General features: G+C 70.2%; 7 protein-coding genes. All 7 read left to right on the top strand.

Annotated features, from left to right (window positions below):
* The first annotated feature begins 3 nt into the window (after positions 1-3).
* The 7 genes from ASC59_RS11020 (at position 4) to ASC59_RS10990 (ending at position 12,414) form a co-directional block, all read left to right on the top strand.
* On the top strand, positions 4-1,827 hold the full coding sequence (locus ASC59_RS11020; protein WP_055822141.1) for an ATP-dependent nuclease: 1,824 nt from the start codon (positions 4-6) through the stop codon (positions 1,825-1,827).
* Positions 1,821-3,359 carry a UvrD-helicase domain-containing protein gene (locus ASC59_RS11015; protein WP_055822138.1) on the top strand — a complete coding sequence of 513 codons (1,539 nt, stop codon included), beginning with the start codon at positions 1,821-1,823 and terminating at the stop codon, positions 3,357-3,359. The genes ASC59_RS11020 and ASC59_RS11015 overlap by 7 nt, the downstream gene beginning before the upstream one ends.
* 89 nt (positions 3,360-3,448) lie before the next feature.
* Complete coding sequence (locus ASC59_RS11010) at positions 3,449-4,282, top strand: DUF885 family protein (protein WP_157487993.1); 834 nt, start codon at positions 3,449-3,451, stop codon at positions 4,280-4,282.
* Between the two features lie 176 nt (positions 4,283-4,458).
* Entirely contained in the window at positions 4,459-7,881 is a 3,423-nt protein-coding gene (locus ASC59_RS11005) for an ABC transporter permease (protein WP_055822132.1), read from the top strand.
* Positions 7,878-10,742 carry a hypothetical protein gene (locus tag ASC59_RS11000; RefSeq protein ID WP_055822129.1) on the top strand — a complete coding sequence of 955 codons (2,865 nt, stop codon included), beginning with the start codon at positions 7,878-7,880 and terminating at the stop codon, positions 10,740-10,742. The genes ASC59_RS11005 and ASC59_RS11000 overlap by 4 nt, the downstream gene beginning before the upstream one ends.
* Positions 10,739-11,656: an ABC transporter ATP-binding protein gene (locus ASC59_RS10995; protein WP_055822126.1), complete on the top strand. Its 918-nt coding sequence runs from the start codon at positions 10,739-10,741 to the stop codon at positions 11,654-11,656. Before ASC59_RS11000 ends, ASC59_RS10995 begins: the two co-directional genes overlap by 4 nt.
* Positions 11,653-12,414: an ABC transporter ATP-binding protein gene (locus ASC59_RS10990; RefSeq protein ID WP_055822124.1), complete on the top strand. Its 762-nt coding sequence runs from the start codon at positions 11,653-11,655 to the stop codon at positions 12,412-12,414. The genes ASC59_RS10995 and ASC59_RS10990 overlap by 4 nt, the downstream gene beginning before the upstream one ends.
* Positions 12,415-12,419 lie beyond the last annotated feature (5 nt).

The following is a 12,419-nucleotide window of genomic DNA, read 5'->3' as shown; positions in this document are numbered from 1 at the left end:
CCGATGTATCTCAAGCGGATTCGGATCGAGGGCTACCGTGCGTCGGCAAATTCGCCTTTGACGTGCGAGCTTGGCGGGCGGTTCGCCCTCATCCTCGGGGCGAACGGCGCAGGGAAGACCACGATCAACGAGGGGATCGCGCTCGCACACCCGCGCCGGTTCCCGAGCTTGTCGCCCATTGACGCAAACGCGCTCGGAAACCCGCCGCGGTCAGTGCAGGTGGAGTACGCCTACGAGGCAGAGGAATCGGACGAGGGTGCCTACGGCCGGTTCAGGAAGCGCCAGGGGTTTGGCGCGCCCGAGTGGAGCAGGCCGCTCGAACGCTCCCTCGGACGAGTACGAGCGGGGGCTCCATTGGAGTCCGCGAGCGAGTACGAGGGCATTCGTCTGGTTCATCTCCCGGCGCTTCGCAATCCGGTGGATGACTTGTCTCGCAGGGACGCGCGCATTCTCCTGGAACTGCTGCGTGCCGATGAGCGACGCCATCCCGAGACTGGTGGGCTGCGAGCCCTCCGCGGACAGGCTGCAGCCATGCTCAGAGCGCTCACCTCGCACCAGCTCGTCAGGAACGTCGAAGATCGTATCGCGCAGAACCTTCGGACGATCAGCGGCGGCGTCCAGGCGCACCATGCCTTCGTCGGGACGCAGCAGGTGGACGACGCGTACCTGGCCCGAGTTTTCGAACTGCTCTTGGCGATACTTCCAGATCGGGGTGTTGCGAAGCGTCTGGAGGCTTCAAGCCTCGGCTACGTCAACCTGCTGCACATCGCCGTCACTCTGGCGGGTATCCCGGACGCGGGGACGACTCCCCTCCCAGATGGTGACGTCGCCGAGGGCGGGGTCCCGGAAGACCCGGTTACCGACGCGCGAGAACGGCTGGCTGCAGCAGACGTGTCGGCCGATGCGGACGCCGACTCGTTCTACCCACAGCTCTTCCACGCGACCGTGCTCATCGAGGAGCCGGAAGCGCATCTTCATCCGCAGTTGCAGTTCGGGTTGATTCGGTACCTGCGCAAGCTCGTGCGGGAGCGCCCCGACATTCAAGTGATCGTCACTACCCACTCGCCCGAGCTTGCGGCTGCGTGCGAACCCGAAGATCTCGTCGTTGTCCGCCGCGGCGCTGACGGCGCAAGCGTCACCCGCCGTATGGCGGACGTTCCCTTGCCCGGCGCACTGAAGAATCGGCTGTTTCAGCAGACACGGCTCCACCTCGATGCGACACGTTCATCGGCGCTGTTCGGAGACCGTGTGCTCGTGGTCGAAGGAGTCACGGAAGCGACCTTGCTGCGCGTACTCGGCCATATATGGGCCGGAGATGATGAACTCCGAACCGGATTTGTCGACTCCCTTGCGATCCTCCCGCTCGGCCACAAGGTCGGCGAGTGGCCCATCCGGTTGCTTGCGACCCCTGGCTACGAGTTAGTCACCAGGATCGCCGCGCTCGCGGACACCGACCGCCGAGGTGATCCACTTCCCGAACCCAGCCCGCCCACATGGCACGGCCAGCTCGACAGCGCATCCGCCCGGTTCTTTTGGTCAAGACCCACTCTGGAGCCGTCGCTTGTAGCAGGCAACGAGGCGCTCGTGGGCCAAGCGTTCGATGAAGCGGGGGCGACGAAGCCGAACCCCATCACCGCCCAGACTGTCGATGCCGCGTTCAGCGCACAGCCGAGCGCGAAGGGCGAATTTGCGCTCGCACTCGCCCGAATCATCGACGCCAGCCCTACAACCGTCGTGGTGCCCGCGCACATCATTGAGATGTTCGACTGGCTCTACGGGGCTCCGGCGTCACCGAGCGACGAAGCCGCCGACCCAGACGGATGGTGAGGCTCACCCCCGAGCAGGCGCTCGCGGCAGCAGCTCAGGATCGCCTCGTCAACATCGTGTCCGCTCCGGGCAGCGGAAAGACGACGGTCGCGGCCGAGCGATTCGGCTACCAACGGCATCTCGTCGGTGACGACCGAGGTGTTCTCGGGCTTAGCTTCAACCGGGCGGCTGTGGCCGAGTTGCGTGCGCGGATCAGCGCGCGGTGGGGTGGGGGCGCAATTGCGCCACCCCACACAGTGATTACCTTCGATCACTTGCATGTCGAGCTGCTGCACCGATTGCTCGACGCCGGACTTGTCAACTGGCCGAACGGGCTGCGGGAACTCGACGTTCGAGACGACTATCGGGGCTCTGCCGGGTTTCGCTTCCTCGCGCCTCCCAGCAACTTCCTACGAGTCGCTGCCCTCGACGGACAGCGCAACGTAGTCTCCCGCGGTCGCCGAGTGGAGCAGCCAACGACCGGGATAGGAAACGTCGCAGCGCATGACGCGTTACTCAGTGCGGGCATCGTGAGTCACGGCGACGTCCGCAACATTCTGTTGTTTGCGATGCAAGTCGATGAACTGAGCGAGTTCGCGACGACATGGTTGGCGGAGAACTACCGCGCGCTCGTCGTTGACGAGGTGTACGACGCTGCCTTCCTGGACCTCAAGGTCGCCCACCTTGCGGCCGAAGCTGGTCTGGACGTGACCTTGATCGGCGACCCTTGGCAGGCGCTCTACAAGTGGCGCGGCGCAACACCGGATGAGGTGCAGCGTCTCCTCGCTGCGACCACGGACAGGTTCGTCGAGTACGAGCAGCCGCAGTCCTTTCGATTCGTCGGTGATCAAATGCCGCAGCTGGCGAGGGCGCTCAGAAATGGCGAGCCCGTGAGCCTGCCCCGGGGGACAAGCGAGCAGGTCGATGTGGCACTCGCTCGCACCTGGCGACCGCTCTGGTCGGCCGGGGATAACATTCTCCCCTTGTCGTTCCGCACGATTGAGAATGCGACGGACGCCGCGCTCAACTTGCTGTTGGATGTCGTGACGCGCGGGCGTCTCGGTGTGAACTCATTTGGGCGAGAGTCAGCGATCGCCAGGCTCGGGCTTGATCGTGAGAGGTTCCAGGCGGCGCAAGATCGAGTCCTGCAGCCGATAGTGGCCGGGTTGCGCACAGGCAGAGCGCCCACTGACGCTCTCGACGGACTGAGGGATGCAATCCGGGATTTTGGCGTCAGTCGGCCGCGTCGCCTAGGTGCCACGGCTGAGATCGAGCGGATCGCGCAGTTGGAACGTCTCGCCGCGCGACTTGCCAAGGACTCCGTAGTCCCTGGCCTCACTGTCTATCAGGCGAAGGGCCGCGAATGGGAACGAGTCGGCGTCGTCCTAACGAGGGCACAGCGTGCGCTCCTGACGACGGGCTTGCACGAGCTGGAGGACGAGCACTGTGTCGTGTACGTCGCCCTGACGCGGGCCAAGCGCCTCTGCATCCGACTCGATGGAGACACGGAATCGGATCAGGACACGCTTGACTTGCCCGCCGCCGACGATTGACCCTCAGAGACTTGTGCAGGTCTTGGGCGTCGAGACTGATCCCTCCAGACGGTGGGCTCAGCGGCTCACCAAGGCGCCCAGTCAACGAGGTGATTGAGATTGGCCAGGTTGTTGCGGCATCCGTCGCCGCAGAAGTGTCGGCACAGATCGAGGGGGAGCGGGAGGTGCGCTCCTTCTATGAACGGCACGACCTGCTCAGCCAGCCCGAGAGCCTGCGGCACTACGAGTTCGCCGCGACGCCCGCCTATCTCGCGCCGTTCGCGATGTTCGGTGTGACCGACGACCTGGGCAACCACGCCCGCAATGAGACGGCCACCTCGTACATCCCCGAGCCGTCGAGCGAGCTGCCCTACTTCGACGCGGCGAGCGCGCGCGATCCGCGGCTCGGCATCATCCACGAGGGAGTGCATGCCCAGCAGCTCGCGCTCTCCTGGGGCAATCCGCGTCCGCTGCGGCGCCACGTGTACGACTCGGTGCCCAACGAGGGCCTCGCGCACTACAACGAGGAGCTCATGCTCACCGCCGGGCTGTTCGCCGACGCCCCGCACTCGCAGGTCATCGTCCACAACTTCATGCGGCTGCGGGCGCTGCGCGTGATCGTCGACGTCAACCTCGTCACCGGTGTCTTCAGCCACGCGGATGCTGTGCGCTTCTTCGTGGAGCGGGTGCCGATGGATCTCGCCACGGCCACAGAGGAGACCGCCATGTACGTCGCGACGCCGGGGCTCGCGATGTCGTACAACGTGGGCAAGCACGAGGTGCTGCGGCTGGTGGCGGATGCGGCCGTCGCGGATGGCGACGCCTTCGACCTGCGTCGCCTGCACGACTTCCTCTGGGAGAACGGCAACGTGCCGGTGTCGCTCCTGCGCTGGGAACTGCTCGGCGATCGCTCGGATGTCGACGTGCTCGACGCCGCACGGTGACGGCTCTGGTCCTGTAGCGGCGACCAGCTCGGCGCGCGTCGATTGTCCGCAGATAGCTGCCGGAGCCCCCATTAGACTTGCCGGGCGCCCGACGACGGGCGCCGGGGAGACGGGGGATGAGTGCACTCCCCACACCCGCGCGGAGCCGCGCAACGAGGCGCCCCGGTGACCGCAGGATGAGCGCTGTCTGGATGCTGCGCACAGCGCTGCGGCGGATGCTGGCCGATGCCCGTCTGCTGCTGGTCGCGTTCGCGCTGGCTGTTGCGGCCACCACCGCGATCGCCGCGTTGGTGCTCCTGATCGTGGTGACCGAGCCCGCCGGCCTGCGCAGCACTCTGACGGGGGCGACGGATGCCAGCGTCGACATCACGGTCGACGTCTTCCGCCCCGCGGTGCCCGTCGGGGCCGTGACCGACGCCGCGACCACCGCTGTGCAGGACTCCGTGCTCGGCGGGCTCGATGTGACGACAGCATCCACCGCCGTCACCGATTTCGCGCGCGTGCCCGACCGTGATGAGGACACCCCGGCGCTGACGTACCTGGCGCAATACGACGACTTCGCCGACAACGCCGATCTCGTGAGCGGCTCCTTTCCCGAGGCGGCATCCGACACCGCACCGGACGCCGCATCCGGAGCATCGACGCGGGAGGTGGCCGTCGCCATCCCCGACGCGGCGGCCCAGGCCTTCGGGCTGGCCGTCGGCGATCGGCTGAGCGTCGAGGCCGGCGCGAAGGACGCGCCGGTATCGGTGCGCGTCGTCGGGGTGTACCGGGCGCACGACCCCACGAGTGCGTTCTGGGCGAACGACCCGTTCGCCGGGCAGGGCGATGTGCCCGGGTTCCCGAAGCCGCGAGTCAGCGTCTACGTTCCCGTGCACGGCTTCGGGCCGCTCGTGGCCGGCACGGGAGCTCTGGATGCCGCTGGGGTGCCGGTGCAGCGCATCGGCATCACCATCCGTCCCCACTTCAGTGCCGTGACCGCCGAGCAGCTGCCAGCCCTCAATGAGCACCTCGGTGAGCTGCCGGAGGCGATCACCGTGGGGGTCGGGAACATCGCCGACAGCGTCTCGTCGTCGAGCGACCTCCCCGCGACGGTGGCCCGGGCATCGGCGAACCTCGTCGTGACGCGATCCACCGTGGCCGTGGTCGTGCTGCTCCTGCTGGTGGTCGCTCTCTTCGCTCTCGCGCAGACCGCCGGTCTGCTCACCGACAGCCGAGCCGTGCAACGGGGGCTGTTCCGAGCCCGCGGCGGATCGACAGGGCAGCTGCTGGCGATGTCGGTGTTCGAGGGTGTGATCCTGGCCGTCGCGACTCTGGCGCTGGCACCAGTGCTGGCGGGCCTCGTCTACACCGCCATCGCGACCCTGCCGGCCATGACGGCAGCGGGGATGCCGCGCGGATTCACGGTGCCGCCGTCGGTGTGGGCGGTGTCGGCGGGCGTGGCCGCAGCCTTCGTGGTGGTGCTCGCCGCACCTGTGCTGCGCGCAGACCGGGAGGACGACCGTTCCAGCCGGGGCCGCGCCGGCGGCCTGCTGCGCGCCGGCATCGATCTGGCGGTCGTGGTGGTCGCGGGCGTCGCCCTGGTGCGACTGCTCGCCTACCGCAGCCCGGTCGATCCGCAGGCGGCATTCGCCATCGATCCGGTTCTCGTGGCCGCGCCGACGCTCGTGCTCGTGGCCGGTGCGCTGGTGGCGGCGCATCTCATCCCGCTCGCGGGCAAGCCTCTCGATGCCCTCGCGTCCCGCTCACGACGGGTGGTGCTGCCGCTCGCGACGTGGGAGGTCGCCCGCCGCGCTCGCAGCGCCACGGCGGCCGTGCTGCTGTTGACGCTCGCGCTCGGCGTCAGCAGCTTCGGCGTCGTCTTCCTCTCCACCTGGCGGCAGGCGCAGGTCGACCAGGCGACCCTCGCCCTGGGCGCGCCCGTCGTGGTGTCCGCCGACGGAGTCGACCCTGCATCGCGGCGGGCCGAACTCGCAGGCGGTGCCATCGGCGAACCGCAGCCGGTGATGCGGCGATCGGCCCGGCTGGCGACGGCCGGCGCGGAGCTCACCGCCGATGACTCGAGGGGAGTGGCATCCGCGACGGTGCTCGGCCTCCCGGAGTCGGCCATGCCGTTGATCCAGCGCGGCCGGCTCGGTGCGGAGGGCGGCGACGACGTGGCGAAGGGCCTGGCCGCCGAACGGGCGGCCGGGATCACCGATGGGGTCGAGCTCGGTGACGAGATGCGCGGCGTGGCCGCCACGGTGACCGTCGGCGATGCTGATGCGCCCCTGCCCGGCGCGACGGCACGCATCTATGCGGTGCTCGAGAATTCGGCCGGCCTGCTCGGCACGCTCGACCTCGGGTCCGCGGTGCTGGACGGTCAGCCGGTTGCGCTGCGAGGGGTGCTGCCGGCCGCATCCGCGGAGGAATCGGTGCCCGCATCCGCGCAGCCCGCAGCAGCCCAGGCCGACGACGAGCGGATGCGGCTGGTCGGCCTGCAGGTCGACATCTTCGCCAGCGACCCGGAGGGCTACGCCAGCCAGCCGGGAGCATCCGCCGAAGTGCTGGTCGGCGACGTCGCAGCACTGACAGGGCCGCCGGCCACCGAAGCGGCCGGGCTCACCGCGCGCCCCGTCGAGATGGCGCCCGCGACGGCCTGGAAGGCGTCGACGAACGTGAAGTTCGGCGAGGCACCTCTCACCGGCGATGTCCCGGTCGGCTCGCAGCTGCGGATGGACGTGCAGCTGCCCACTGACCTCGCCGTGAACCCGGCGAGCTACGTTCTTCTCGGATGGCTCCCGACCACGGGCCTGGCGGCCGTGGTGTCGGAGGAGCTCGTGGAGCAGCTCGGGCTGACCGACGTCATGCCGCTCTCGCTCGGCATCGCCGGAGCACGGGTGCCGATCGTGCTGAGCGGTTCGGCGGCGCTCGTGCCCGGGGTGTCGGGCAGCAGCCTGCGCACGGGAGTCGACGGCCCGGAAGGCGCCGTGGTCGTGGTCGATCAGCAGGCCCTCGCCCGCTCGCTCGTGCAGGCGGGGCAGCACGGCACCTCGGTCGACGAGTGGTGGGTCGACGTGCCGGACGGAACGGGCGAGACCTATGCGGCCGCGCATCCGTCGCCTGCGGGACGTCAGCCCACCCTCAGCGTCGACGGCCTCGCCCGCGCCCTGCAGAGCGGTCCGCTGCGCATTGCGGCCCAGGCGGCCCTTCTTCTGGTGGTGGGCGGATCGGCGGTGCTGGCCGCGATCGGATTCGCGGCGCACACGGCCGCGACCGTGCGTGCGCGCCGGCTGGAGTTCGCGCAGCTGCGCGCCATCGGCCTGCCCCGCTCCGCCCTGACGGGGTTGATCGCCGCCGAGGCGCTCGTGGTCGGAGCACTCGGCATCGTCTTCGGTGTGGCCATCGGACTGCTGCTCTCCACGATGACGGCGCCGGTCGTCGCGGTGTCGCCGAGCGGTGCGCCCGCCGTGCCCTCGGTCGTGGTCTCGATTCCGTGGCTGCAGGTCGGTGCTCTCGCACTGGGTCTGGTGGCGGTCATCGCGGTCGTGGTGAGCGTGGTCGGACTCCGCCAGCGTCTCGAGGAGCCGGCGAGCGCGCTGCGGGGGGCCGCCGAATGACCGAGGCGCGGACGCGAGCAGACGGGCCAGACGGCGCAGACCGGCCAGACGGCGCAGCGCGCTGGCGGTCGCTGATCGCTTTCGGATTCACGCTGCCACGCCGTCGTGCCGGCCGGGATCTGGGCGTGCTGGTGAGCTGGACGCTCCTGCTCTCCCTGACGCTGCTGATCGCGATCGGCGCCCCGCGGCTGGCCGGTGCCGTGACCGACGCTTCAGCTCGCGATGCAGTGGCGACGGCGGGCGCATCGGCCGACCTCGTGGTGCGGGCGCTCGTGGGCGCGCCGAGCCGGTCGGTGCCGGTTCCCGTGATTCCGCCCGATCAGATCGCCGAGGTCGCGGGGTCTCTGGCAGGCAACCTGCCGCCGGCGCTCGCCGCCGTGCACCGCGACACGACCTTCTCGGTGCTGACGCCGCCGATCGCGACCGCGCCCGTCGACGGCTCGCCCGCCCCGTCAAAGCGCGTGTCACTCCGCGCCGGCCTGTTGACCGACGCCGCATCCGAGACGCTCGCCCTCAGCGACGGTCGGCTGCCGGCCGATGAGCCACCGGCGGATGCGCCGTCGGCCGAGTCGGCCACCGCAGACACCGACGCCGTCGTCATCGAGGCCATCGTCTCGGAGCCCTCCGCGCGCGCGGCCGGTCTCGGGGTCGGATCCCGGCTGGGGCTCCTCTTCGCCGGCGAGGTCTCGGCGCAGTTGGTGATCGTCGGCATCACGGATGCGCAGCAGCCGGGTGCGGATGCGGGCGCCGATGCGGCCGCAGGCGCCCGTCAGATCCCGGCGTCCTACGCGGCTGCGGCGCCCAGTGGCCAGGGGACCTCGGTGGGCTCCACCGTGCTGGTGACGCCGACCGGGCTGGCGGCATCCGTTCGCGCAGGTGGCGAACCCGCGACCGCGACCGTGCGCGTGCGTCCAGACGCCGGCGCCTTCACCGGAGCGCTGGTCGACGAGGTCGCCCTCGAATCGCGACGGCTCCAGCTCGACCCGTCGCCACTGCTGTCGGACTCGGCGCTCACGATCGAGGTGCGCAGCGACTTCGATGATGTGCAGGACGCCTTCGTAGTGATGGCGACCACGGTGCGTGCGCACTTCACCGTGCTCACGGTCGGGATCCTCTCAGTGGCCGTTCTCGTGCTGCTGATCATCGGCGGCATCCTGGTGCGCCGGAGGGCTGCGGATGTCGCCCTCGAGCGGGCGCGGGGCTCCTCGCTCGCCGCGGTGGCCCTGCGCGCAGGCTGGGAGGCGCTGGTTCTCGGAACCGCGGCCTTCGCGATCGGCATCGGGGTGGCTGCGGCCATCCAGTCCAGTGCGACGCTCGAGCTCGCCTGGCCCCTCGTGGTGCTCGCCGTGGCCGTGCTGGCCCTGCCCGTGCAGGCTGTCGTCGGGGCGGGCCGGCAGGCCGGCGGTCGGCGTGCACCGGCCAACCGACGTGATCGCGACGCCCTGCAGCGGAGGAAGACCACCGGGCGGGCGGTCGTCGACATCTCCGTGGTCGTGCTCGCCGTTCTCGCGATGCTGTCGCTGCAGTCGCGCGGGCTGATGATCGGCGGCGGCGGCATCGACCTGATCGCCGCCGCGGCGCCGGTGCTGGCCGCGGCCGCGGTGACGGTGCTCGTGCTGCGGGTGTACCGCTGGCCGGTGCGCGCCGTCGCGGCCCTGACACGCCGCGCTCGGGGCCCGTGGGGGCTGCTCGCCTCCGTGCGCGCGGAGGGCTCGCTCGCCGTGCTTCCCCTCCTGGCGCTGACCCTGGCTGTCGCGCTCCTCGCGGCCGACGCGACACTGGCGACGACGGTGCGGTCGGGGCAGGAGGACGCCGCGTGGGCGAGGGTCGGCGCCGACGCGCGCATCGACGGCGCGGTGACGGCGGAGATCGCCGACCAGGTGAGGAGTTCGCCCGGCGTGCAGGCCGCATCCGCCCAGTTCACCGCCCCCGCGGCCACGATCGACCTCGGCACCGCATCGTCGCTGGCCACAGTGCTCGCGGTCGACAGGCACCACGCCGAGCTGGTGGCAGTGTTGCCTGCGCTTCCGGGGATCGTGGGGTCGGCCGGTGCTGATGCCTCGACGGATGCAGCCCTCTTCCACTCGCTCGAGCCGTCCGCCGGCGAGGTCTTGCCCGCCATCGTCGATCGCGGGCTTGCCGAGCGACTGATCGGCGACGACATCACACTCGAGATCGATCACCAGAAGGTACCTGTGCACGTCGTCGCCACGATCGATGCCGGCCCGAGCGGAACCGAGGCCGGCCCCTTCCTGTACGTCGACCTCGCCGGGCTCGCGGCGGCGCTGGCCGATGCCGGGTCGGATGCGGGGCACGCCGACACGCTCCTGGTGGCCGGGCCCGGTGCGGCGCAGGCTGCCCGAAGCGCAAACGTAGGTCACGTGACCACCCGAACGGGCTGGCTGGAGCACTGGCGCGACACTGCCGCCGCCGCCGGCGTTCAGGCCGGGTTCGGCTGGGGCATCGCCCTGCTGGCGGTGCTCGCCCTCATCGGCTTCGCCGGGTGGATCGCCGGAGGCAGCCGTGAGCGCGCCCGATCGGCGGCACTGCTGCGCACCGTCGGGATGCCGGGTTCGGTGAGGGCCTGGCTAGGGCTGGCGGATGAACTGCCGCTGGTGATCGCGGCCGTGATCGGCGGCGCTGCGACCGGTGTGGCCATCGTCTGGATGACGAGTTCGGGCCTCGGACTGGCCACGCTCACCGGCGGACTCGGTGCGCCGCATCCGGTCGTGCCGCCCGAGACTGCCGCGGTGCTCGTGGGCGGACTCGTCGCAGCCCTCGCGGTCGGGTTGGGGATCGACGCGTTGGCCTCACGGCAGCGACGTTCGCGGGATGTGCTGAGAGCAGGGGAGACGATATGAGTGTGATGACGATGGCGCTGTCGAAGGATCCGCTGATCGTGTGCGAGAACCTCGTGCGCATCTACCAGACGGCGGATGTCGAGGTGCAGGCGCTGCAGGGCCTCGACCTGCTCGTGGAGGAGGGTGCGATGGTGGCCATCGTGGGCGCATCCGGATCGGGCAAGTCGACCCTGCTCGGCATCCTCTCCGGGCTCGACGCGGCGACAGCGGGTGCGGCGAGGGTCGCGGGCTGGGACCTGATGACCATGTCCGCAGCAGATCGGCTCGCCTACCGGCGTTCGACCGTCGGCTTCGTCTGGCAGCAGACCGGCCGCAACCTCATGCCGTACCTCAGCGCACTGGAGAACGTCGAGCTGCCGATGGGCCTGCGCGGCACCCGCGCCTCCGCCCGACGGGAGCGCGCCCGTGACCTGCTGGCATCCCTCGGCATGATCGACAAGGCGGGGCGGCGCCCGGGTGAGCTCTCGGGCGGGGAACAGCAGCGGGTGGCCATCGCCGTGGCGTTGGCCAACGAGCCGAAACTGGTGTTCGCCGACGAACCGACCGGCGAGCTCGACTCGGACACCGGCGAGGAGGTGTTCGCCGCCTTCCGTCGGGTCAACGCGGAACGAGGAACGACCGTGGTGATCGTCACGCACGACGCGGCGGTCTCCGACCAGGTGCAGCTCACCTTCGCCATCCGGGATGGCCGCACCTCCTCAGAGGTGCTGCGCAGCACCCGGATCGATGAGTTCGGCGACTCGCACGTGATCGCACGCGAGTTCGCTGTGCTCGATCGTGCCGGTCGCCTGCAACTGCCTGCCGGCTATCGACAGGCGCTCGGACTGGAACGCCGGGTACGGCTGGAGCTCGAGACCGACCATGTCGGAGTGTGGGCGGAGCAGCACGAGCCCGGGAAGGAGGATGACGCATGAGTGGGACACAGGATCCGTTCCTCCTGACGGAGCGCGAGCCTGAGCCCGAGCCGATCGTCATCGTCGAGGGTCTGACGCGCACCTACTCGTCGGGCGGGGGTGACGTGCACGCGCTGGCCGGCGTCACGTTCAGCCTGCCGGTCGGCGCCCTGATCGCCCTGGTCGGGCGATCCGGGTCGGGCAAGACCACTCTGCTGAACTGCCTCGGCGGCCTCGACACCCCCACCTCGGGCAGGGTCGTGGTGGATGGGACGGATGTCGCGGCGCTGGACGACCGCGGCCGCACCGCACTCCGGCGAGACCGGCTGGCCTATGTCTTCCAGACCTTCGGGCTGGTGCCGATGCTCTCGGCGGCCGAGAACGTGGGTCTTCCGCTGCGCATGCGGGGCGTCGATTCGCAGCAGCGCGAGGAGCGGGTGACCGAACTGCTCGACCTGGTCGGGCTGACCGATCACGCCAGGCAACGCCCGGCTGAGCTCTCCGGTGGTCAGCAGCAGCGCGTGGCCATCGCGAGGGCACTCGCCAACGCACCCCGCGTGCTCATTGCGGACGAGCCGACCGGCCAGCTCGACGCCGAGACGGGCGAGTCGATCATGGCCCTGCTCGAGAGCCTCGTGCGCGATCAGGGCATGACAGCGATCGTGGCGACCCATGACCTCCGCATCCGCGAGCGCGCCGACCTCGTGCTCGTGCTCGCCGACGGCAAGCTCCAGGAGGGCGCCGGGCGTGCGCGGGCATCCGGACGGCATCGAGGCTGACGGTC

Source organism: Leifsonia sp. Root1293, from assembly GCF_001425325.1.
Classification (GTDB): domain Bacteria; phylum Actinomycetota; class Actinomycetes; order Actinomycetales; family Microbacteriaceae; genus Orlajensenia.
The sequence above is the reverse complement of the archived record's forward strand: the minus strand, read 5'-3'. Positions and strand labels throughout refer to the sequence as shown.